The following is a 20,410-nucleotide window of genomic DNA, read 5'->3' on the forward strand; positions in this document are numbered from 1 at the left end:
GGCCCCTCCCCTTGATCTTCTAGAGACGTCGCATGACGGCGCCGCCCAGCCAGCCGACCAGCAGCGCCATCAGGACGGCGCCCACACCGTACAAGGCGCCCTCGTGCTCCGACCAGCCTGCGAGCTGGGCATTGAAGCCCACCTTGCCGACCGGCAGCGGCCGCGACACGGCCGCAACGATCTTCCCCTCCCGCAGCAGATAGACCCGGATGTCGTAGACCCCTTCCGGCACCCGCGACGGGAAGGGCAGGTCGACGCGAAACAGCCGGCCGGCCTGCACCGTCACCTGGCCAATGGCCGCGGGGTAGAGGCCCTCACGCCGCTTCACCTCGACGAGGCCGGCGCGGAAGCGCGCCAGCTCCGGGGCGTCGCGGGGCGTCGCCGGCTTCAGGCTGGCCAAGCGGTCCTCGAGCGACAGGATCTCGCCGCCGGCGCCACGCGCCAGCAGGCGCTGCAGCGGCTGGCTGGCCGCGATGGCGTAGTAGGCCGGCACGTCGTCGAACGCCTGACGTCCGGTGTTGAGCCAGATCCCCATGAACCGTTGCTTGCGCATCACCGTCTCGCGCGCGGACGGGCCGGCCACGACCACCACGATCTCGCCGGGCGGGTCGAACATGCCGAACAGCAGGATGCTCTCACCCTGGAAGGCCGAAGTGATCGACACGCGAGCGAGCGAGAGATCCATGATCAGGTCGGGTGTCGTGGGCTCGATGGGCACGGAAGGCGGCGCAATGGCGCTGGGCGGCCCGCCGATGGTCGGCGCCGGCAGGGCTCCCGGTGCCGGCTCCAGGCGCGGACCCTGCGCCAGGGCCCCGGTCGCGCCGACGAGAAGCGCGAGGCAGGCGAGGAGAGCCAGCAATCTCACGGCAGCACCTCGCGGGTGCCCAGCGAGTAGAGCGAGCTGGGGGTGCGCAACAGTTCCGTCAGCAGTTCGGCGGCCACGAGCAGGATCAGGAGCGACATCAGGGCGCGCAGCGCCACGCCCGGCAGCTTGGCGGCCAGCCGCGCGCCGATCGGCGCGCCGACGACCCCGCCCAGGATCAGCAGCAACGCCAGCACGACGTCGACCGTGCCGTTGGTGGCTGCCTGCAGGAAGGTGACGTTGGCCGCCACGAACAGGATCTGGAAATTCGACGTGCCGATCACCACCGCCGTCGGCATGCCCAGCAGGTAGATCATGGCCGGCACCAGGACGAACCCGCCACCCACGCCCAGGATCGCCGACAAGACACCGATGATGAAGCCCAGCCCGATCGGCAGCAGCGCGCTGATGTAGAGCTTCGACTTGTAGAAGCGCAGCTTCAGCGGCAGCCGGTGGACGAGATAGTGGGTATGGAGCTTGCCGCGGGGCCCGTCGGGATTGCGCCGCCGCTTGAAGTAGGTGTTGAGACTCTCGAACATCATCAGCAGGCCGATGGTCGACAGCATCACGACATAGAGCACCGCAATGACGAAATCGATCTGGCCGATGCGCTTCAGGTAGGTGAACAGCCAGACGCCGGCCGACGATCCGAGCATACCGCCCGCCAGCAGGACCAGCCCCATGCGCAGGTCGACATTGCCGCGCCGCCACTGGACCTGCAGCGAGGAGATCGAGTTGGCCACCACCTGGTTGGCCTGGCTGGCGACCGCGACGGCCGGCGGGATGCCGACGAAGATCAGCAACGGCGTGGCGAGGAATCCGCCGCCGACGCCGAACATGCCCGACAGAAGGCCCGCCGCGGCGCCGAGGCCAAGAAGCAGGAACACGTTCATCGAGAGTTCGGCAATGGGGAGATAGATCTCCACGCTGCCGCCTACTTCAGCAGGATGTTGGTGATCTCGCGCAGCTGCGTGCGGGCGCGCAGCAGGTAGAAGCCCTGCGCGAGCAGGTGATTGGGAATCAGCAGCGCATCGGGATAGCCGTTCCAGACGATCCAGGGGTCGAGCTGGGCAGCGATGCGGAAGGTATCGACCGTGCCGTTCCAGGCGGTCGTGAGTTCGCGGTCGCGAATGACGTTCTGGAAGTCCACACCGAGATCGCGCAGCAACAGGTAGTAGACGTAGAGGCGGCCCTTGTTGAAATAGAAGATGTCGTCGCACCTTGCGTCGAACAGGTCCCCGGCCTTCTCGATGACGTGCTGGTCGATTGCCGCCGAATCCGAGCCGAGATCGCTGGCAATGCGGTCGAGCAGCGCCTGGAGATTGTCGGCGCGCCGTTCGAACACCGCCTGACCGGTGCCCAGCCGCTTGTTGTAGGCCATCAGCCGGTCGCGACCGGCGCGGTACTTCTGCGCCGAGGTCGTCGAGGGCAGCAGCGACACGCTGGGCTGCCACAGCCAGATGTTGGGCTGCTCGTTCAGGAAGCCGCGTGCCTGCTCGAGGTCACGGTCGGTCTGGCTTGAGCCGCGCGTGCGGCCGAGCTGGTCCATCAGCTCCGTGCTGAAGCGGCCCAGCGCCGACATGATGCCGCGCTGGAAGTTCGGCATGTTGTCGAGCAGCCCCGCCGGCGTGAAGAACGGCATCATCGGCGTCCAGGTGTGGACGTCGACCTCGCGGGTGACGAGGTCGGCCGCGGTGGCCACCGCCTTGCTTTCACCTGGCGCAACGCCGCGCGCCGTGAACTGCGGATCGTCGTCGATGTCTTCCGTCACCAGCGCGCCCACCGGATAGTAGAGAATGAGCAGTGCGAGGACGATTCGCCATGTCCATCTCCAGACAGTGCGACCGCCGGACGACGGGGCGGAGGTCGAGCGGCCCGGGCGCCATGCCCTCACGCGGTCCCAGCTTCGCCGCCACCAGGAAGGCGTGGCCGACGGGGGTGCGCTGTAGTCCGGTTCGAATGTCATGGCACACCTTACCATTCGCCTCGTGACGAAACAGGGGCGAGGGCTGCTAGAGTGCAACGAATGTTCTCAATGGAGTGGGTGGAATGGCTCTCGATCCGGAATCCCAGCGGTTGATCGACCTGATGGCGGCGGCAAATCGCCCGGCCTGGAACACACTGAGCCCACAGGCCGCCCGCGATCTCTATCTTTCCCTGCGCCCCGGTGCGCAGGGCCCGCGCCCCGCCGACGTGACCGTCGTCGACCGCACCATCCCCGGCCCGGCGGGAGAACTGCCCGTCCGCATCTATCGCCCGGCATCCGCTCCTGCCGACGCTCCGCTGCCGGCGCTGGTCTATGCCCATGGCGGCGGCTGGGTATTCGGCAATCTCGACAGCCACGACGTGCTCTGCGCGCAGCTCGCTCTGGAGGCCGGCATCGCAGTGTTCCATGTCGATTATCGCCTGGCGCCCGAAGCGCGCTTTCCCGGGGCCTTCGACGATGTCGTGGCGGGGCTGAAATGGGTGGCCGCCAACGGCGCCTCGGTCGGCATCGACCCCGCACGCCTCGCCATCGGTGGCGACAGCGCCGGCGGCAATCTCGCGGCCGTGGTTTCCATCTGGGCGCGCGACCACGGCGGACCGAAGCTCCTGATGCAGCTTCTCGCCTATCCCGTGACCGACGCCGTGGCGCGCGCCGACTCTTACCGGCGCTACGAGGACGGCTATGGGCTGAACGCCATCACCATGGAGTGGTTCTTCGACCACTACACCCCCGACAAGACCAGCCGGGGCGACTGGCGCGTCTCGCCGCTCCGCGCGGCCTCGCTGGCCGGCCTGCCGCCGGCCCTGGTCGTCACCGCCGGCTACGATCCGCTGCGCGACGAGGGCCGCGCCTATGCCTGGCGCCTGCAGCAGGAAGGCACGCAGGCCGATCTGGTGGAGTTCGGCGGCATGCTGCACGGGTTCCTGAGCTCGCCGATGCTGCTGCACGGCGCCCGGCGCGGCACGACGCTCTGCGCCGCCGCCCTGCGCGAGGCTCTGGTGCTGCGCGCCCAGTGACGATCACGGCATGACCGTGGCGGCCTCCCGCGGCGCCGCGCCGGTCGGCATGGCGCTGCCGGGGCTGGTGATCGCCGTCTGCATGATCGGCGACACGCTGCTCTATGCCGTGCTGCCGCTCTATCATGCGGAGTTCGGCCTCTCGCTGGCGATGGTCGGCGTGCTGCTGTCGCTCAACCGCTGGATCCGCCTGCTCGCCAATTCCGGCGTCGCCCATCTTGGCGAACGCATCGGTCCTCACGCGCTGATGATCGCCGCCGCGCTGGGCTCGGCGGTCTCGACGACCGTCTATGGCCTGATCGACGATCCGACCGCACAGATCCTGGCGCGCATCCTCTGGGGCATCTCCTATGCCTCGCTCAACCTCGCGACGCTGGCCTATGCCGTGAGCGATCGCGCCAATGCCGGCAAGCGGGTCGGCGCCAGCCGCGCCGCGATCGGCCTCGTGCAGGCCCTGTCGCTGGTCGGTGGCGCCTGGATCGTGCTCGAACTCGGCGCGCGTTCGGTGTTTCTCCTCTTCGGTGCCCTGACCCTGATCGCCCTGGTGGCCGCGATCGCCCTGCCGCGCCTGCCGCCCGAGCCCGTCACGAAGAAGGGCTTCAAGCTGCCGGTTCCGCATCGGCTGGAAGTCTGGGGTTTCGTCATGGGCTTCGCAGGCGATGGCGTCTTCCTGCTGACCCTCGCCTTCCTGATGAAGGACTCGATCACTTCGGTGGCCCCCGTGATGGCGACGGCGATGCTGCTGGCGTTGCGCTGGCTGGTCGAGGTCACGACGGGTCCGATCGGCGGCCGGATCGGCGACCGTTTCGGGGCGCGGCGCATCGCCATCGCGAATGCGGCCCTCCTGGTCGGCGGCTTCGTCCTCGTAGCGGCGGACCATGAGCTGCTGGGAGCGCTGACGATCGTGATGACCCGCGGCATGTTCAACACGCTGATCCCGGTGCTGGTGATCGAGCGCGGCCACGGCACGGTCCTCTCCAGCCAGGCCAGCTACTCGACCTGGCGCGACTTCGGGGCCGCAGTCGGCCCCCTCACCGCGCCGTGGCTGTTCCTGACCGTCCCGCAGGCGCCGCTTTACGCCGCCCTGGCGCTCGCCCTCGGTCTCAGCGGCTATTTCTGCCTCGTGAGGCGCTGAAGCATTCGAATTGCTTCCCATATGCTTGCGTACGGAAACATATCGGCCTATATCGCGCCGATGACCAGCCCTTCCTTCTCCGCCACCCTCAACCTGCTCCGCGCCACGGCGCGCCTCGAAGAACGCTTCGCCGGCGAGCTTGGCTCCGTGCACGGGCTTGCCCTCAAGGAGGTGCTGCTGATGATGCACCTCGAACGGGCACCCCTCAGGCGGCTGAGCCGCATCGAGCTCGCCAAGCGCCTGCATGTCAGTCCCTCGAGTGTGACCCGCATGACCAACCCGCTGGAGAAGCTGGGCTGCGTCGGTCGCGAAGCCGATCCCCGCGACGCCCGCCTCGCCTACGTCGTCCTGACCGAGGCAGGCCAGCGGCTGGTCGGCGAGGCGAGGGCGACGCTGGAGCGCATGGCCGCCGACCTGTTCCGCGACCGCTGGACCACGACGGAGATCGCCACCCTGGCCGACCTGCTCGGGCGCCTGACTGCCGGCCAGCCAGGAGACCTCGCATGATCCATCTGATCTGCGGTTCGACCGGCGCCGTCGCGTCGCCGAACGGACCGCCGCTGCCGGCGTCGGCGTGCGCCTGCATTTCCTCGACTTCGATGCCACCGAGCGGTGGCGCCGCGTCGAGGCGCGCAATGAACAGCAGGGCGAGACCTTCCGCGTGAAGGTCACACGACCCATGTTCGATTTCATCGAAACGATCTGGCAGCCGCCGACACCGGTAGAAATGTCGGCGTTCGACGGCGTGCGGATCGCGCCTCAGTAAACCGTCAGCCCTTTACCGTCTTTTCGGCAAGCCACGTCTTGATCAAGGATTGATAGGGCACATCGCGCTTGTTGGCGGCCACTTTGATCTGATCGAGAAGCGCCACTGGTAATCGCAGGGAGATCGACGTCGTCGAGGGCTTGAGATTCGGCAGACGAACGCGCTCTGCCTTGCTCCAGTCGACAAGATCACTGGAATCGTGCGCCTCCCAGAAGCGGCGCTCCTCGGCTTCGGTGCGAAACTTCGGGATCGACTTAGCTGTCTTGCTCATAGCATACCCGTTCCTTGCGATGCATCGCTCGCGCCGAAATCACCCTGATCAATCTGCCTTTGTCGCGAAGCATGAAAGTCACATGAAGCAGCCGCCCGTCGTCGGTTCGACCCAAGGCATGCAGTCTCAGTTCATGGATGGTGTGCCGAATATCCTCGACGACCAGCAACGGATCATTGAAGAAAATCTGTTCCGCTTCACCTTGGCCAACCGCATGCTTTTCAGCGCTCTTGCGGCGATTTCCCTCATCCCAATCGAAACCCTCGATCTTTGAGAGATCAATCAATGTATATTACCATAATATACAAAAAGCCAATGATCGGCAACCTTTCAGCATAGCGGCTACCTGAACACGTCCTTGCGGTGACGCACCTCGGCGAACACCGAGACCGGATCGCCGCCGGCGAGGCCGACCGCGGCCTGGACCGCCGGAACGTCGACGCGCAGGAACGGGTTGGTGGCCTTCTCCTCGCCGAGCAGCGACGGCACGGTAGCCTCGCCCCGGGCGCGCGCCGCGTCGATGGCGGCCGAGCGTGCCTTGAGCTTCTGGTTCCCGGTCTCGACCGTCAACGCAAAGCGGGCGTTCGACTGGGTGTATTCATGCGCGCAGTAGACGCGCATGTCGTCGGGCAGTGCGCGCAGCCGGCTGAGCGACGTCCAGAACTGCTGCGGCGTGCCTTCGAACATGCGGCCGCAGCCCAGCGCGAACAGCGTGTCGCCGCAGAACAGCGCCTTCTGGTCGCGGAAGGCATAGGCGATGTGGCCGCTCGTGTGGCCGGGCACGAAGAAGATCTCGGCCTCGGCCTCGCCGACCCGGTAGCGGTCGCCATCGTCGACCTCGACGTCGATGCCGGGGATGCGGGCGCGATCCTGGCGCAGGCCGACGATGGTGCAGCCGGTCGCCTTCTTGATCTCGAGGTTGCCGCCCACGTGATCGCCGTGGTGGTGGGTGTTCAGGATGTGGGTGATCTTCCAGCGGCGCTTTTCGGCCTCCGCGAGGACCGGTCCGGCCACGGCGGGATCGACGACGGCCACGGCCCCGCTCTGGGGCTCCCGCATCAACCACACGTAATTGTCGTTCAGGACCGGGATACGGACAATGTCTAGCGTTGTGCTCATGATGCAAGGCTAGCAGAGCTGAATTGCGTCGGCCATGGCCCGCCCGGCCGGCTTTCTGCTACAGTTCCGAGCATGTGGAGCGACGTTCTCGACCTGGAGGAATTCTACGGCAGCACGCTGGGCCAGATGACCCGGCGGCTCCTGCGCAACCGCCTGCGCGAAATCTGGCCCAACGTTCGCGGCGAGACGGTGCTCGGGCTCGGCTACGCGCAACCGCTGCTGCGCCCCTTCATGGAGGAGGCCGGACGGACGCTCGCCTTCATGCCCGCCCAGCAGGGCGTCACACGCTGGCCGCGCGAAGGCCGGAACCTCGCAACCCTCGTCGACGAACTCGACCTGCCGCTGCCCGACCGATCGGTCGACCGGGTCGTGCTGGTCCACGCCGTCGAATGCACCGAGCAGCTGCGCCCGATGCTGCGCGAGATCTGGCGCGTGATGGCCGATGGCGGCCGCATGGTCGTCGTGGCCCCGACCCGCACCGGCTTCTGGTCGCAGGTCGACCGCTCGCCCTTCTACCAGGGGCATCCCTATTCGGCGGGACAGCTCAACGCCCTGCTGCGCGCCAACATGTTCGCGCCGCTGCGCCAGACCCGCGCGCTCTACATGCCGCCCACCCGGTCGCGGCTCATGATGCGCATGGCGCCGGCCATCGAGCGGTTCGGTCAGCGCTGGCTCGGCCGCTTCGGCGGCGTCAACGTCATCGAATCCGGCAAGCAGCTCTATGCCGGCATTGTCGAGCGCAGCCAGCCGCAAGCCGTCCCCGTGCGGCCGAAGCTCCGGGTCGCCAGCTCGCGCGACACCCCGCAGGCTGCGAGCGCCGCGCGCAACGCCGAGGACGGCGAAAAACCCGCCTCCTGATTTCCCAACGGAAAGAACGACATGTCATTTTCTCCGCGCGTCATCGCGCTGCTGGGTTTTGGCGAAGCCGGTTCGGCCATCGCGCGCGGTCTGGTGACCGAGACCGGATGGCGTGGCCCCTCGAAGCCCGGTGACAATGCCCCGCGCCGCGTCATCGCCATCGACACCGCCCTCGACAAGGACCCGCGCGGGACGGCGCTCGGCAAGGTCGCACGCGGGCTCGATGTCGCGATCAGCGACAGCTACACCGAGACGCTGAGCGAAGCCGATCTCGTGATCTGCGCCGTGCAGGGCGAGCACGCCCTCTCGGCCGCGCGGTCCGCCGCGCCGCTCCTGAAGAAGGGCGCGCACTATCTCGACCTCTGCACCGTCACCGGCAGGATGTCGGACGAGGATCGCGCCGAGATCGAGAAGGGCGCGGGCCGCTACATCGACATCGCCGTCATGGGCGGCTTCTTCAAGCAGGGCATCAAGGCGCCGATGCTGGTGGCGGGCGAGGACGCCGCCGAGGCCGTCGCCTGGATGAACGACAACGGCTTCGTCGCCACCCTGCTCGGACCGAAGCCCGGCAGCGCCTCGTCGGTGAAGATGCTGCGCAGCACGCTGGTGAAGGGCATCGAGGCGCTGGGCGTCGAGGCCCTGGTCGCAGCGCAGCGCCAGGGCATCCTCGACGAGGTACTGGGCTGCCTGGGCGACGCCGATTCGATGGGGCTCTCCGGCTTCATCACCATGCTGGTGCAGACGCATGTCGTTCATGCCCATCGCCGCTGGGAGGAGATGGGTCTGGTCGCCCAAACCTTGCGCGAGACCGGCGTCGATCCGCTGATGACGGAAGTCATCGAGAAGAGCCATCGCCGCACGGTCGACGCCCAGATCGCGCCGGCCGACGGCCAGGTGCCGAGCCTCGAGGAGGCGCTGCAGATTCTCTCGGAGCGGGTGATCGGTGGACGCTGAGATCAGGACGGGTGAGGTCTTCGACCGGCTGGTGACGCTCCTCACCGAGGCCAACGCGAAGTTCCGGGTCATCGAGCACGCCCACGAGGGAAAATCGGAAGCGATCAGCGCCATTCGCGGCAACCGTCCCGACCAGGCCGCCAAGGCGATGGTGCTCGACGTGCGCGGTGGCGGCGGCGGCAAGCGTCACGTGCTCGCCATCCTGCCCGGCAGCCGCAAGCTCGACTTCGCCGCCGTCGCCGCCCTGTTCGAGGCGCGCAAGTGCGGTTTCGCCTCGCCGGACACGGCGCAGGAGCTGACCGGCTGCGTCATGGGCGCGGTGCCGCCCTTCGCGCTCGATCCCGCGCTCTCGATCGTGGTCGAGGAAGACCTGCTGGCGAACGAGACGCTGTTCTTCAACGCCGGCCGGCTCGACCGTTCGATGGAGCTCGACACGAAGGACTGGCTGGCGGTCGCCAGGCCTCGCCTCGCCCGGATCGCGGTCCGTGACTGAGCTGTGGAGCTTCGGCCCCGTCGCCGAGGCCGACTTCGAACCGCTGCTGGCGCTCCGCACCGACGTGATGCGCGCGCATCTCGGACGGGTCGGGCGCTATACGCCGGAGCGTTCGAGGCAAATGTTCCGGAAGCATTTCGACGAGGCGGGGACGCGCCTGATCCTGCAGGACGGCGTCCGCGTGGGCTGCGTCGGATTCCGACGGCATGGTGACGAGATCCGTATCGACTCCTTCTACCTCGAACGCCGCCTGCACGGTTCAGGCCTTGGCACGAAGATCCTGAAGGCGCTCCTGGCCGAGGCCGACGCCACCGGCCTGCCCGTGCGGCTCGAAGTCCTGAACGGCAGCCCCGCCGACCGTCTCTACCTGCGCCACGGCTTCGTGAAGCTCAGGGAAGACGGGATCGAGGGCTTCTACGAGCGTTTGCCGTCCAGCTAAGCGCAAACTCAACAACGACCTCATGCTGAGGAGGCTGCCCCTCGAATACCTCGGGGTAAACTCCGCAGCCATCTCGAAGCATGGGCTACACACACGGCGCTTGTTGCCCATCCTTCGAGACGCACGCCTGCGGCGTGCTCCTGAGAGTCTGACTCGAAATGAATGCAGCTAATACAAGAGGCTATGAACAGCCCCGATAACCTCACCCTGAGGAGCATCGCGCAGCGATGCGTCTCGAAGGGTTGGAACGCGCACCTTGCCTGTTGCCCATCCTTCGAGACGCGCCGTGGAGTTTACCCCGAGGTACTCGAGGGGCGGCGCTCCTCAGGATGAGGTAAGTGCTTGAATTGATTCAATTCATTTCCGGCCAGCCTCTCAGGATGAGGTAGTGCGGGGAGGCTTGAAGGGGAAGACTCTAATCCCGCCGTAGCAGGAACACCGCCTGTTCGCCGATCAGGTTGGCGAGCAGCGGCGGCAGGTTGATGCGGCGGCTCGTGCTGTTCAGGACGATGGCGCGCTCGATGCGCACGCCCATGGTGCGGCAGAGCGCGCGGAAATCGTCGATGCTGCAGAGATGGATGTTGGGCGTGTCGTACCACTTGTAGGGCAGCGACGCGGTTTCCGGCATGCGGCCGCCGAACACGAGCCGCAGCCTCACCTGCCAGTGGGCGAAGTTGGGAAAGGAGACGATGGCGTGTTTGCCGACGCGCAGCATCTGCTCCAGCACCCGGCGCGGCTCGCGCGTGGCCTGCAGGGTCTGGCTCAGGATCACATAGTCGAAGGCGGCGTCGGGATAGTCGCGCAGATCCGTATCGGCGTCGCCCTGGATGACCGAGAGACCGTTGGCGACGCAGGCGTTCACGCCGGCCTGGCTGAGTTCCATGCCGCGCGCATCGACCCTCTTGGCGTTCATGAGATGGGCCAGCAGCGCCCCGTCGCCGCAGCCGACGTCGAGTGCGCGCGTGCCGGGCTCCACCATGTCGGCGATGAGCTGCAGGTCGACGCGGATCGGGGCGGCCATCACGACACGCTCCCGAGGCCGCGCACCGTCGCGGCCCCTTTCAGGAACCCGGAGAGCGTACGGAACATCTCGGGCTCGTCGAGCAGGAAGGCGTCGTGGCCCTTGTCGCTGTCGACCTCGACGAACGACACGTTGGCGGCCGCGGCGTTGAGCGCATGGACGACGGCGCGGCTCTCACGCGTCGGGAACAGCCAGTCGCTGGTGAAGGACATCAGGCAGAAGCGGGTCGTCGTGCCCTTGAAGGCGTTGGCCAGCACGTCGCCATGCGCGCCCGCAAGGTCGAAATAGTCCATCGCGCGCGTGATGTAGAGGTAGCTGTTGGCGTCGAAGCGATCCACGAAGGTCGAGCCCTGGTGGCGCAGGTAGCTCTCGACCTGGAAATCGGCGTCGAAGCCGAAGCCCAGCGCGTCGCGGTTCTGCAGGGCGCGGCCGAACTTGCGCTGCAGCGCCTGTTCCGAGAGGTAGGTGATGTGCGCGGTCATGCGGGCGACCGCGAGGCCGCGCGCCGGGTTGGTCTGGTGCAGGCGATAGTCGCCGCCCTTCCACTCCGGGTCGGCCATGATCGCCTGGCGACCGACCTCGTGAAACGCGATGTTCTGCGCCGAGTGATGCGCGGCACAGGCGATCGGCACCGCCGAGAAGACGCGCTTCGGATAGGTCGCCGCCCATTCCAGCACCTGCATGCCCCCCATCGAGCCGCCGATGACGCAGAAGAGATCGGGAATGCCGAGATGGTCGAGCAACGCCGCCTGTGCCCGCACCATGTCGCCGATGGTCACCACCGGAAAGCGCAGGTTCCAGGGCCGGCCGGTCGAGGGATCGTGCCCCTGCGGACCGGTCGTGCCCATGCAATGGCCGAGCACGTTGATGCAGATGATGAAGTAACGGGCTGGATCGAGCACCTTGCCCGCGCCGATCAGGCTCTCCCACCAACCGTCCTTGCCGGTGACGGGATGGCGATCGGCGACGAACTGGTCGCAGGTCAGCGGATGGCAGACCAGGACGGCATTCGACTTGTCGGCGTTCAGCATGCCGTAGGTCTGGTAGGCCACCCGGTAGGGGCCGAGATCGACGCCGCAGTCGAGGCGCAACGGCCGGTCCGCGCCCAGGATCGCGTGGCGGCACTGGGCGAGCGCCTTGCGTTCGGCATCGGTGAGGTCGTCCAGCACTGCCCACTCCAGCGAAAGGCCCCGTACCAGGAGCCAACGAAAAAGCCCCCGACCGGAAGGACGGGGGCTTTTTCGAGCACTCCGACCTTTTAGCGGTGTTTAACGTGGCCGCAAGCCGGTCGGCTCAAATTCCACGGAGAGGCTCTATAAGGTCGCGGACGGCGGGAGGCAAGCCTCTTGCGGCTTGTTTGCCTTTACGCGGGCGGTGCGGACGTAGTATCGCCGCTGCGCACAGGAAAAAAACGGCCTAATGGACGCTCCCAGTCTCGACAGCTTGCGGCAGGAAATCGATGCCATCGACACCGAACTGCACGGCTTGATCCGCCGTCGCGCGGAGGTCGTCGGGCAGATCTCTGCAACCAAGCCGGCGGGAGGCCTCGCGCTGCGTCCGGGCCGTGAAGCCCAGGTTCTGCGCAAGCGGCTGGCGACGCACGACGGACAGTTCCCCTCCGCCGCCGTCTATCGCATGTGGCGTGAAATGATGAGCGCCTTCACGCTCATCCAGACACCCGGCCTGAAGATCGCGATCTGCCGTCCCGACGACCAGCCCGGGTACTGGGACCTCGCGCGCGACCATTTCGGCTGCCAGATCCCCTTCGTTCCGCACGACACGCCGGCCGGCGTGCTGTCCGCGGTGCGCGCCAGCACGACGACGATTGGCGTCGTGCCCGCCCCGCTCGAGGCGGACTCGACGCCCTGGTGGCCCCTGCTTGCCGGCAAGGACACGACCCTGCCGACCGTGATCGCCCGCCTGCCCTTCCTGGCCATGCCGAACGCGCGCGCGCGAGGGATCTCGGCCTTCGTGCTGGCCCGCATCGATGCCGAGCCGAGCGGTTCGGATCGCGGCCTGGTGGCCATCGAGGCGAAGAACGGGCTGAGCCGCGACCGCATCGCCGCCGCCCTCGCCAAGGTGGGCATGCCGGCCTTCACCTCGGCGCTGGACCAGGTCATGGCGGGAGTGCATCACTATCTCGTCGAGGTACCGGGCATGATCGCCGACGACGATCCGCGCCTGCGCGACCTCGAAGCGGCCCTGGGACTGGAAAAAGGCTGCGCGGCGGCCATCGGCGCCTATGCCGTGCCGATCGACGCCAAACCATGATCTGAACTTTCACAGGAGACTGGCATGAGCGCGCTCACCCCGCGTCCGGGCATCATGAAGATCGCGCCCTATGTGCCGGGCAAGGACTCGATCGACGGCAAGGAGACGATCGCCAAGCTGTCGTCCAACGAGGGCGCGCTCGGCCCCTCGCCCAAGGCGATGGCGGCCTATGCCAAGGCGGCAGCCGAGCTGCATCGCTACCCCGACGGCGACACCGCGAAACTGCGCGCGGCGCTGGGCCGCCACTACGGTCTCGATCCGGCGCGCATCGTCTGCGGTGCGGGCTCCGACGAGATCCTGAACCTGCTGGTTCGCGCCTACTGCGGCCCCGGCGACGAGCTGCTCTACAGCCAGTACGGCTTCCTGATGTACGCGATCAACGCGCTGGGCGTCGGCGCGACCCCGGTCGCGGCGCCGGCCAAGGGCTATGGCAGCGACATCGATGCGATGCTGGCGGCGGTGACGGACAGGACGCGCATCGTCTGCCTCGCCAATCCGAACAATCCGACCGGCACCTACGTCACCAAGGACGATGTGCGCCGCCTGCATGCCGGCCTGCCGAAGAACGTGCTGCTGGTCATCGACGCGGCCTATGCCGAGTATGTCAGCCGGAACGACTACGACTCGGGAGTCGAGCTGGTCGACCAGGCCGAGAACGTCGTGATGACCCGGACCTTCTCGAAGATCTACGGGCTGGGCGGACTGCGTCTCGGCTGGATGTATGGGCCGGCCGGAATCGTCGACGTGATGAGCCGGCTGCGTCAGCCGTTCAACGTCAACCTGGCCGCGCAGATCGCGGGCGTCGCGGCGCTGGAGGACATCGCCCACACCGACGCCAGCCGCACCAACAACGACATCTGGCTGCCGTGGCTCAGCGCCGAACTGACCCGGCTCGGCCTGCAGCCGGTGCCGAGCGTGGGCAACTTCCTGCTGGTCGGCTTCGGCTCGAAGGAACGCGCGGTCGCGGCCAACGACTGGCTTATGAACGACGGTCTGATCCCGCGCCTCGTCGCGGGCTATGGCCTGCCCGAGCACCTGCGCATCACCGTCGGCACCGAGGCCGAGGTGAAGGCGGTGCAGGCGTCGCTGGCCCGCTTCGTGGCCGCGAAATGAGCGAGCCGCTGTTCGACAAGATCGCGCTGATCGGCATCGGGCTGATCGGCGGCTCGATCGCGCTGGAGGCCCGCAAGCGCGGCCTGGCCCGGTCGATCGTGGCGGCGACGCGCAGCGCCGAGACGGCGGCCCTCGCCAACAAGCTGAAGCTCGCCGATCATTGCGGCACCGATCTCGCGGAAGCCTGCCGGGACGCCGACCTTGTGATCGTCTGCACCCCGGTCGGCGCCTGCGGCGCAGCGACGAAGGCCATCGCGTCGAGCCTGAAGCCGGGCTGCATCGTCTCGGACGTCGGCTCGGTGAAGCAGACCGTGATCGCCGATATGGCGCCGCACATCCCGAAGGGCGTGCATTTCGTGCCGGCCCATCCGGTCGCCGGCACCGAGAATTCCGGCCCCGAGGCCGCGCTGCTCGACCTGTTCCAGGGCCGCTGGTGCATCCTGACGCCGCTGCCCGACAGTGATGAGGCCGCCGTCGCCCGGCTCGAAGCCTTCTGGAAGGGGCTGGGCAGCCAGGTCGAGCGCATCGACCCCAAGGACCATGACCGCATCCTGGCCATCACCTCGCACCTGCCGCACCTGATCGCCTACACGATCGTCGGCACGGCCGACGATCTCGGCGGCCATCTCAACAGCGAGATCCTGAAGTTCGCCGCCGGCGGCTTCCGCGACTTCACGCGCATCGCCGCCTCCGATCCCACCATGTGGCGCGACGTGTTCATGAACAACCGCGAGGCCGTGCTCGAGGTGCTCCAGCGCTTCCAGGAAGATCTCTTCTACCTGCAGCGCGCCATTCGCTGGGGCGAGGGCGACAAGCTGTTCGACCTGTTCACGCGCACCCGCGAGATCCGCCGCGCCCTGATCCACCTCAACCAGGCCTAGTTCGGGCGTGGCCACGGCAAGGCCCACCAGCAGGCCCGGGTGGGTCTTCGGCTACGGTTCGCTGATGTGGAACCCCGGCTTCGCGACGCCCGAGACCCAGGCCGCGCGGCTGCAGGGCTGGCACCGCGCCTTCTGCATCTACTCGGAACACTATCGCGGCACGCCACGGAGGCCGGGCCTGATTCTCGGCCTGCTGCCGGGCGGCTCCTGCCGCGGCCTGGCGCACCGTCTGCCGGCCGCCACCTACGACGAGGTGCGGCGCTACCTGATCCATCGCGAGATCGACAATGACGGGGTCTACGAGGAGACGGTGCGGCCGATCCGGCTCGACGACGGCCGGACCGTCCCGGCGCTGGTCTACCTCGCCGACCGGGCCCACCGGCAGTTCGCCGGCAAGCTGCCGGAGGCAGAGGCGTTGCGGCTGATCCGCCAGGGCCATGGCGCCACCGGCAGCAACCTCGACTATGTGCTCAACACCGTCACCCATCTCGGCGAGCTCGGCCTCAGAGACCGCTCGCTCGAGAGACTGGCCCGCGCCGCCGCCGGCGGCGCCGGGCCTTGAGCCGTTAGCGGCGCGCGGCCTCGGTCGCGAACACCGACTGGACGACGAAGCCGAGTTCGTCGCGCGCCTGGTCGACCGACAGGCCCAGACGCTGGCGCAGCACGACCCAGCTTTCCGGCGCGATGGCCAGGGCGAGCGCCGTCAGCGTTCGCTGGCGCGACTCCGCCGGCAGCGCGCCCAGCTCGGGAGCGAAGGCCTGCGAGAGCTGTGCGGTGTTGGCGCTGTAGATCTTCGAGATCATGTCGGCGGCTTCCGGCGAGCGGCGCTGCAGGGTCTCGACGAAGGTCCACATCGGGCGGAGCTGCTCGTAGCGGTCTGCGCACTGGTTGATCATGCTGGCGATGCGCGTCTCGACGGGCCCGGCGGCCGCGATCTCCGGCGCCTCACCGACCAGCGCGGCCAGGACGCGGCCCAGCACGGCGACGTACAGCTCGGCGGTGTCGGCGAAATGCTGGAACACGGTGCGCGCGGAGACACCGGCCATCTGGGCGATGTCGCGCACGATCGGCGCGACCTGCCCGGCCGCGGCGAGGGCCAGGGCCGATGCCACGATCGATTCGCGCGTGCGGGCGACGCGGTCACCCCGACCGGCCGTGTGAGGCTGCTTCGTGTGCAGGGTCTGACCGTCCATTCCTGACTCCCCAGCGAGTGTTTGCCGTCTCGTCGGCAACCTTGCCGATCCTTGAAGATATGGCGAGCAAATCACTATATATGAAGCTACTAGTGCATCCTCATTTCAAGTGCTGCGATGCGCTATAAGGGCGCGTTCGACGTAAGATTCGTGTAAGCCGACGGTGCCCCGGATGTCTGAGAAAAAGTTTGCCCCCGCTTCTCTTGCCGCACAAGCGATGGGGTGGATCGACCCGGTCACCAAGGCGGTCGTGCCGCCCATCCACATGGCCAGCACCTATCTGCGCGACGAGGACAACGGATACCGCTCGGGCCGCATCTATGCGCGCGCCGACAATCCCACGTTCGACCAGGCCGAGGCAACGCTGACGGCGCTCGAAGGCGGCGCGAAGTCCCTGATCTTCTCGTCGGGCATGAGTGCCGCGACTGCCTGTTTTCTGGCCTTGTCGCCGGGTGACCATGTCGTGACCTCTAAAGTCATGTATTGGGCGCTGCGCAACTGGCTAATGACCTTCGCGACCCAGTGGGGCCTCAAGGTCGAGTTCGTCGACACCGACAGGACCGACCAGGTGGCGGCGGCCGTGAAACCCGGCATCACCAGGCTGGTCTGGATCGAGACGCCGGCCAATCCGACCTGGAGCGTGTCCGACATCGCCGCGATCGCCGAGATCGCCCACAAGGCCGGGGCGTTGCTGGGCGTCGATTCGACGGTCGCGACGCCGGTGCTGACGCGGCCGATCGAGCATGGCGCCGACATCGTCATGCATTCGGCCACCAAGTACCTGAACGGCCATTCCGACATCATCGCCGGCGCGCTCACCGGTGCGCACGACGACGCCTACTGGGCGAAGCTCCGGACCATCCGCTCGCAACTCGGAACCATTCTCGGCCAGACCGAAGCCTGGCTGCTGATGCGAGGCATGCGCACCCTCTACCCGCGCGTGGCCTGGGCCTGCAAGTCGGCGCAGAATCTCGCCGAGAAGTTCGCCGAGCATCCGATGGTGGAACAGGTCCTTTATCCCGGCCTGCCATCCTTCGCCGGCCATGCCGCGGCAGCGCGCCAGATGAAAGGCGGCTTCGGCGGCATGCTGTCGGTGCGGGTGAAGGGCGGCGAGCGTGCGGCCATCGCCACGGCGGCGCGCGTCGAACTGTGGAAACGCGCCACCTCGCTGGGCGGCGTCGAAAGCCTGATCGAACATCGTGCCAGCATCGAGGGGCCGGGTACGCCCTGTCCGCCCGATCTGTTGCGGCTGTCGGTCGGTGTCGAGGAGAGCGGCGACCTGTTCGACGATCTCGACCAGGCCCTGAAGCGCGCCCACAACGCCTGATCCGTCGTCTCGACCGGAGCGCCCCTCGAGTACCCTCGGGGTAAACTCCACTCCGCACCTTCGGTGCTTCGGTCGAGACGACGAGATTTGCTAAACGCTCACGTCGTCGTACCAAACACCGAGCCAAGCCCCGCGCCGATGCGCTCGTTCATCATCTCGATCGAGCCGTCGGTGTAGGCCGCGATCTTGGCGCCCGCGAGATGGCGGGCGAGCGGGTAATCGGCGCGCAGGCCGTTGGCGCCCATCGCCTGGATGCAGTCGGCGATGCGCTGCACGGCCATGTCGGTCGCGAACTTCTTGGCATATGCAGCCGGCAGCACGGCGTCGGCGCCTTCGTCGATCAGGCGCGCGGCGCGATAGCAGAGCAGGCGTGCGGCCTCGAGGTCGGTCGCGGCATCGACCAGTTTCCAGCGCACGCCCTGATGCTCGATCACCGGCTGGCCGAAGGTCCGGCGCTGCTGCGTGTAGCGCACCGCCGTCTCCAGCGACGCCTGCAGCATGCCGCAGCACATGGCCGCCACATAGGCACGGGCGCCGTTGATGCCGGCCAGCGCCGCCTTGAAGGCCTTGCCCGGCGGATGCAGCACCGCCTCGTCGGGCGCGAAATAGTCGACCAGACGGAAGCCGCCGACCCCGATCGCGTGGCCGCCATGCAGCTCGAACGGCTTCTCGCGATGGAAGCCGGGCCGTTCCGCCTCGATGGCGAGGCAGATGATGCCGCGATAGCCCTGCGCCTTGTCGGTCTGCGCGTAGGCAACGGAAAGGCCCGCGACCGCGGCGTTGGTGATCCAGGCCTTGGCGCCGTTCACCTTCCAGCCGCCCTCGACCCTCACGGCTTCCATTTCGAGGCCGCCGAAGTCGCTGCCGACGCCAGGCTCACTGAGACCCGCGCAGCCGATCAGGTCGCCGGTCAGCATGCGCGGCAGCAGGCGTGCGACCTGGGCCGGCTGGCCGTCGCGGGCGAAGCGCGTACAGGCATTGTGATGGTTGATCAGGGCGAAGGCGAAGGCGAAGTCGTGCCGCGCGATCTCCTCGAAGGCGCGCAGCTTGCAGGAGAAGGACAGGCCCTGCCCGCCATGCTTCTTCGCCAGCTCGATCGTGTTGAGGCCGAGGGCACAGGCCGCCCTGATGGTCTCGAGCGGATAGCGGCGCTCCCATTCCCAGCGCGCGGCGTTGGGCGCGACCTGTTCTTCGGCGAACGTCTTGGCGCGCGCCACGACGGCGCGCTCTTCGGGGGTGAGGACTTCATCGAGCATATGCCTGAGATACACGATTGGACCTCGGGCGCAACCGCGCGCTAGAATGGGGCCAATGCGGGTGTAGCTCAGTGGTAGAGCGTCGGCTTCCCAAGCCGTAGGTCGCGGGTTCGAATCCCGTCGCCCGCTCCATCTACTTTCACGGCCGGCGACGTGAGCCGGCAATAGCGGTTTCCGTGACAATCGGGGAGCCGGCCGCTTGTCTGCTCCCGGTCGTGACTGAAGGCTGCGTCACCGCGAGACGACCGGTGGAAGGCTCGACGCGGCCAGCCGTGCGAGGTCGCTCTGGCTGCGTACGCCGGTCTTGTCGAAAATGCTCTGCAGGTGCGATCGCACGGTGGTTGCCGACAATCCGAAATTGCGCGCTACCTCCGGCACGCCGCCGAACTGCAGCAGGCCGGTGAAGACCTGGAATTCTCGAGGTGTCAGGCCATAGAGCTGCGCGAGGGCTTGCATGGGCGGCATTTCGTCGGCGACGACCGGGCGCATGAACAGTGCGCACGCGGCCCCTGACACCGGGGCCAGGCGCCCCTTCGGGGCGAGCGACACGAGATAGGCAATGAAGGGCCGGTCATCGGGCGACGAGACGGGGAACTCGCCAACCGGGCCTCCGTTGCGCAGGCCGCGCAGGGCGGCGTTCAGGCTTTCCGTGGCGATACCGTCGCGAAAGGCGAGGCGCCCGCCGGCCTTGGCAACCGGTCCATTCCCCTCGATCAGGACCCGCGACGCCGCGTTGGCGAACAGCACGACGCCCGCCGCATCGAGCAGCCACACCGCATCGGACATTGCATCGAAGGTCGCGGCCAGCGCCGTGCCCTGCGCGCGCACGCCGTCGAACAGGCGGGCGATCGTCACGGCACGCCGTACATGGGGCGAAACGAGTTCCATGCGCCGGATCTCGCCCTCGCCCGCCAGACCTTCATGGTCGTGCCGCGTCACGCCGAACATGCCGACCACCGACGCACTCTTGGCGAGAATCGTCACGACCACATCGTGAAAGCGCTGCGGCGCCGCCCACTCCGCGTAAATGGGCGTCCTGCGATACTCTTCGATGTCCATCACGCGCGACAGCGCGGTCGCCGAACCGACATCCATGAAAGCGGTGAGCGGCAGCACCGGATTGATGTGCACGTACTTCTCGAAATAGAGCCGCGTCCAGTCCGGATCGACATTGTAGGACTGGAGAAAGCCTCCCGCGCCGGATCGATAGTCCTGGTGGAGGAGGAGGGCGCTCGATCCGCCCACGTAGCGCGAGAGTTGCCCGAGCGCGTCCGTCCATTTCCCAGGGTCGAGGATACAGTCGTAGAGCGCCCCAATCGCGTCCGAGAATGCCTCTTCTTCCCTCAAGCCCGCCCCCGTTTGCCCCGTGCTTCGAGACTAACAGAAGGGACGCTGGTCCAAAGTCCCGGTTCTGTGATCAGCGATCATGGAATTCTCCGGATTGATCG

At 67.5% G+C, this 20,410-nt stretch carries 24 protein-coding genes, 1 tRNA gene and 1 riboswitch; of the genes, 14 read left to right on the forward strand and 11 right to left on the reverse strand.

The genetic code is table 11. From position 1 onward, the window contains the following. Nucleotides 1-19: 19 nt before the first annotated feature. The 3 genes from Q7V45_RS24530 to Q7V45_RS24540 are packed head-to-tail and all read right to left on the reverse strand — an operon-like array spanning nucleotide 20 to nucleotide 2,828. Nucleotides 20-865 (reverse strand): TIGR02186 family protein, encoded by an 846-nt coding sequence (locus tag Q7V45_RS24530; RefSeq protein ID WP_304856955.1) that lies wholly within the window; start codon nucleotides 863-865, stop codon nucleotides 20-22. Further along, the gene (locus Q7V45_RS24535; protein WP_304856956.1) at nucleotides 862-1,788 is read right to left on the reverse strand and encodes a sulfite exporter TauE/SafE family protein; all 927 of its coding nucleotides are present in this window, start codon (nucleotides 1,786-1,788) and stop codon (nucleotides 862-864) included. The genes Q7V45_RS24530 and Q7V45_RS24535 overlap by 4 nt, the downstream gene beginning before the upstream one ends. Before the next feature lie 8 nt (nucleotides 1,789-1,796). After that, a complete protein-coding gene (locus tag Q7V45_RS24540) occupies nucleotides 1,797-2,828 on the reverse strand; it encodes a DUF2333 family protein (RefSeq protein WP_304856957.1) in 1,032 nt (343 codons plus the stop codon). A gap of 83 nt (nucleotides 2,829-2,911) precedes the next feature. Between Q7V45_RS24540 and Q7V45_RS24545 the strand changes: the two genes are divergently transcribed. The 4 genes from Q7V45_RS24545 (at nucleotide 2,912) to Q7V45_RS24560 (ending at nucleotide 5,766) form a co-directional block, all read left to right on the forward strand. Beyond that, nucleotides 2,912-3,865, forward strand: a complete 954-nt coding sequence (locus Q7V45_RS24545; RefSeq protein ID WP_304856958.1) for an alpha/beta hydrolase — start codon at nucleotides 2,912-2,914, stop codon at nucleotides 3,863-3,865. Between the two features lie 10 nt (nucleotides 3,866-3,875). After that, nucleotides 3,876-5,000: an MFS transporter gene (locus Q7V45_RS24550; protein ID WP_304856959.1), complete on the forward strand. Its 1,125-nt coding sequence runs from the start codon at nucleotides 3,876-3,878 to the stop codon at nucleotides 4,998-5,000. Nucleotides 5,001-5,060: 60 nt separating this feature from the next. Continuing rightward, complete coding sequence (locus Q7V45_RS24555) at nucleotides 5,061-5,507, forward strand: MarR family winged helix-turn-helix transcriptional regulator (protein ID WP_304856960.1); 447 nt, start codon at nucleotides 5,061-5,063, stop codon at nucleotides 5,505-5,507. Between the two features lie 67 nt (nucleotides 5,508-5,574). After that, nucleotides 5,575-5,766, forward strand: a complete 192-nt coding sequence (locus Q7V45_RS24560) for a hypothetical protein (RefSeq protein ID WP_304856961.1) — start codon at nucleotides 5,575-5,577, stop codon at nucleotides 5,764-5,766. A 4-nt stretch (nucleotides 5,767-5,770) separates the two neighbouring features. Here Q7V45_RS24560 and Q7V45_RS24565 read toward each other — a convergent pair whose 3' ends face one another. Genes Q7V45_RS24565 through gloB form a run of 3 tightly spaced genes read right to left on the reverse strand, consistent with a single transcriptional unit; the run spans nucleotide 5,771 to nucleotide 7,156 of the window. Further along, nucleotides 5,771-6,037, reverse strand: a complete 267-nt coding sequence (locus Q7V45_RS24565; protein ID WP_304856962.1) for a BrnA antitoxin family protein — start codon at nucleotides 6,035-6,037, stop codon at nucleotides 5,771-5,773. Then, on the reverse strand, nucleotides 6,021-6,323 hold the full coding sequence (locus Q7V45_RS24570; RefSeq protein ID WP_304856963.1) for a BrnT family toxin: 303 nt from the start codon (nucleotides 6,321-6,323) through the stop codon (nucleotides 6,021-6,023). Before Q7V45_RS24570 ends, Q7V45_RS24565 begins: the two co-directional genes overlap by 17 nt. A gap of 56 nt (nucleotides 6,324-6,379) precedes the next feature. Continuing rightward, nucleotides 6,380-7,156 carry a hydroxyacylglutathione hydrolase gene (gene gloB / locus Q7V45_RS24575; RefSeq protein WP_304856964.1) on the reverse strand — a complete coding sequence of 259 codons (777 nt, stop codon included), beginning with the start codon at nucleotides 7,154-7,156 and terminating at the stop codon, nucleotides 6,380-6,382. A 72-nt stretch (nucleotides 7,157-7,228) separates the two neighbouring features. Between gloB and Q7V45_RS24580 the strand changes: the two genes are divergently transcribed. Genes Q7V45_RS24580 through Q7V45_RS24595 form a run of 4 tightly spaced genes read left to right on the forward strand, consistent with a single transcriptional unit; the run spans nucleotide 7,229 to nucleotide 9,900 of the window. Further along, a complete protein-coding gene (locus Q7V45_RS24580; RefSeq protein ID WP_304856966.1) occupies nucleotides 7,229-8,014 on the forward strand; it encodes a class I SAM-dependent methyltransferase in 786 nt (261 codons plus the stop codon). A 21-nt stretch (nucleotides 8,015-8,035) separates the two neighbouring features. After that, nucleotides 8,036-8,968, forward strand: a complete 933-nt coding sequence (locus tag Q7V45_RS24585; protein WP_304856967.1) for a DUF1932 domain-containing protein — start codon at nucleotides 8,036-8,038, stop codon at nucleotides 8,966-8,968. Beyond that, nucleotides 8,958-9,461: a YbaK/EbsC family protein gene (locus tag Q7V45_RS24590; protein WP_304856969.1), complete on the forward strand. Its 504-nt coding sequence runs from the start codon at nucleotides 8,958-8,960 to the stop codon at nucleotides 9,459-9,461. Before Q7V45_RS24585 ends, Q7V45_RS24590 begins: the two co-directional genes overlap by 11 nt. Next, entirely contained in the window at nucleotides 9,454-9,900 is a 447-nt protein-coding gene (locus Q7V45_RS24595; protein ID WP_304856970.1) for a GNAT family N-acetyltransferase, read from the forward strand. Before Q7V45_RS24590 ends, Q7V45_RS24595 begins: the two co-directional genes overlap by 8 nt. Nucleotides 9,901-10,315: 415 nt before the next feature. On the opposite strand, the gene metW is transcribed toward Q7V45_RS24595, so the two are convergent. Both metW and Q7V45_RS24605 read right to left on the reverse strand, forming a co-directional pair. Continuing rightward, nucleotides 10,316-10,921, reverse strand: coding sequence for a methionine biosynthesis protein MetW (gene metW, locus Q7V45_RS24600; protein ID WP_304856971.1), 606 nt, complete (start codon nucleotides 10,919-10,921; stop codon nucleotides 10,316-10,318). Then, entirely contained in the window at nucleotides 10,921-12,087 is a 1,167-nt protein-coding gene (locus Q7V45_RS24605) for a homoserine O-acetyltransferase (protein WP_304857007.1), read from the reverse strand. The genes metW and Q7V45_RS24605 overlap by 1 nt, the downstream gene beginning before the upstream one ends. A 72-nt stretch (nucleotides 12,088-12,159) precedes the next feature. Beyond that, nucleotides 12,160-12,235, reverse strand: a riboswitch (SAM riboswitch). A 105-nt stretch (nucleotides 12,236-12,340) separates the two neighbouring features. Here Q7V45_RS24605 and Q7V45_RS24610 point away from each other — a divergent pair. Genes Q7V45_RS24610 through Q7V45_RS24625 form a run of 4 tightly spaced genes read left to right on the forward strand, consistent with a single transcriptional unit; the run spans nucleotide 12,341 to nucleotide 15,748 of the window. Further along, nucleotides 12,341-13,192: a chorismate mutase gene (locus Q7V45_RS24610; RefSeq protein WP_304856972.1), complete on the forward strand. Its 852-nt coding sequence runs from the start codon at nucleotides 12,341-12,343 to the stop codon at nucleotides 13,190-13,192. Between the two features lie 24 nt (nucleotides 13,193-13,216). Continuing rightward, complete coding sequence (hisC, locus tag Q7V45_RS24615) at nucleotides 13,217-14,305, forward strand: histidinol-phosphate transaminase (protein WP_304856973.1); 1,089 nt, start codon at nucleotides 13,217-13,219, stop codon at nucleotides 14,303-14,305. Next, entirely contained in the window at nucleotides 14,302-15,186 is an 885-nt protein-coding gene (locus Q7V45_RS24620; RefSeq protein WP_304856974.1) for a prephenate/arogenate dehydrogenase family protein, read from the forward strand. Before hisC ends, Q7V45_RS24620 begins: the two co-directional genes overlap by 4 nt. Before the next feature lie 7 nt (nucleotides 15,187-15,193). Next, entirely contained in the window at nucleotides 15,194-15,748 is a 555-nt protein-coding gene (locus Q7V45_RS24625) for a gamma-glutamylcyclotransferase (protein ID WP_304856976.1), read from the forward strand. A gap of 4 nt (nucleotides 15,749-15,752) precedes the next feature. Here the strand turns inward: Q7V45_RS24625 and Q7V45_RS24630 are convergent, their stop codons facing one another. Further along, a complete protein-coding gene (locus Q7V45_RS24630) occupies nucleotides 15,753-16,379 on the reverse strand; it encodes a TetR/AcrR family transcriptional regulator (protein ID WP_304856977.1) in 627 nt (208 codons plus the stop codon). 172 nt (nucleotides 16,380-16,551) lie between these two features. On the opposite strand from Q7V45_RS24630, the gene Q7V45_RS24635 reads away from it, so the two are divergent. Beyond that, nucleotides 16,552-17,706, forward strand: a complete 1,155-nt coding sequence (locus Q7V45_RS24635) for a PLP-dependent aspartate aminotransferase family protein (RefSeq protein ID WP_304856979.1) — start codon at nucleotides 16,552-16,554, stop codon at nucleotides 17,704-17,706. Between the two features lie 98 nt (nucleotides 17,707-17,804). Here Q7V45_RS24635 and Q7V45_RS24640 read toward each other — a convergent pair whose 3' ends face one another. Then, on the reverse strand, nucleotides 17,805-18,977 hold the full coding sequence (locus Q7V45_RS24640; protein WP_304856981.1) for an acyl-CoA dehydrogenase family protein: 1,173 nt from the start codon (nucleotides 18,975-18,977) through the stop codon (nucleotides 17,805-17,807). A gap of 42 nt (nucleotides 18,978-19,019) precedes the next feature. Between Q7V45_RS24640 and Q7V45_RS24645 the strand changes: the two genes are divergently transcribed. Further along, nucleotides 19,020-19,094 (forward strand) — tRNA-Gly (locus Q7V45_RS24645). 99 nt (nucleotides 19,095-19,193) lie between these two features. Here Q7V45_RS24645 and Q7V45_RS24650 read toward each other — a convergent pair. Further along, entirely contained in the window at nucleotides 19,194-20,309 is a 1,116-nt protein-coding gene (locus Q7V45_RS24650; RefSeq protein ID WP_304856982.1) for a helix-turn-helix transcriptional regulator, read from the reverse strand. Between the last annotated feature and the right edge of the window lie 101 nt (nucleotides 20,310-20,410).

Origin of the sequence: Reyranella sp., from assembly GCF_030651995.1 — a bacterium.
GTDB lineage: Bacteria > Pseudomonadota > Alphaproteobacteria > Reyranellales > Reyranellaceae > Reyranella.

What these genes read in the sequence shown, in the direction of transcription:
- Q7V45_RS24540 (WP_304856957.1), bottom strand. Translation starts at nt 2,828, where the DNA reads ATGACATTCGAACCGGACTACAGCGCACCCCCGTCGGCCACGCCTTCC.
- Q7V45_RS24545 (WP_304856958.1), top strand. Translation starts at nt 2,912, where the DNA reads ATGGCTCTCGATCCGGAATCCCAGCGGTTGATCGACCTGATGGCGGCG.
- Q7V45_RS24550 (WP_304856959.1), top strand. Translation starts at nt 3,876, where the DNA reads ATGACCGTGGCGGCCTCCCGCGGCGCCGCGCCGGTCGGCATGGCGCTG.
- Q7V45_RS24555 (WP_304856960.1), top strand. Translation starts at nt 5,061, where the DNA reads ATGACCAGCCCTTCCTTCTCCGCCACCCTCAACCTGCTCCGCGCCACG.
- Q7V45_RS24565 (WP_304856962.1), bottom strand. Translation starts at nt 6,037, where the DNA reads ATGAGCAAGACAGCTAAGTCGATCCCGAAGTTTCGCACCGAAGCCGAG.
- gloB (WP_304856964.1), bottom strand. Translation starts at nt 7,156, where the DNA reads ATGAGCACAACGCTAGACATTGTCCGTATCCCGGTCCTGAACGACAAT.
- Q7V45_RS24580 (WP_304856966.1), top strand. Translation starts at nt 7,229, where the DNA reads ATGTGGAGCGACGTTCTCGACCTGGAGGAATTCTACGGCAGCACGCTG.
- Q7V45_RS24585 (WP_304856967.1), top strand. Translation starts at nt 8,036, where the DNA reads ATGTCATTTTCTCCGCGCGTCATCGCGCTGCTGGGTTTTGGCGAAGCC.
- metW (WP_304856971.1), bottom strand. Translation starts at nt 10,921, where the DNA reads ATGGCCGCCCCGATCCGCGTCGACCTGCAGCTCATCGCCGACATGGTG.
- Q7V45_RS24610 (WP_304856972.1), top strand. Translation starts at nt 12,341, where the DNA reads ATGGACGCTCCCAGTCTCGACAGCTTGCGGCAGGAAATCGATGCCATC.
- hisC (WP_304856973.1), top strand. Translation starts at nt 13,217, where the DNA reads ATGAGCGCGCTCACCCCGCGTCCGGGCATCATGAAGATCGCGCCCTAT.
- Q7V45_RS24620 (WP_304856974.1), top strand. Translation starts at nt 14,302, where the DNA reads ATGAGCGAGCCGCTGTTCGACAAGATCGCGCTGATCGGCATCGGGCTG.
- Q7V45_RS24630 (WP_304856977.1), bottom strand. Translation starts at nt 16,379, where the DNA reads ATGGACGGTCAGACCCTGCACACGAAGCAGCCTCACACGGCCGGTCGG.
- Q7V45_RS24635 (WP_304856979.1), top strand. Translation starts at nt 16,552, where the DNA reads ATGTCTGAGAAAAAGTTTGCCCCCGCTTCTCTTGCCGCACAAGCGATG.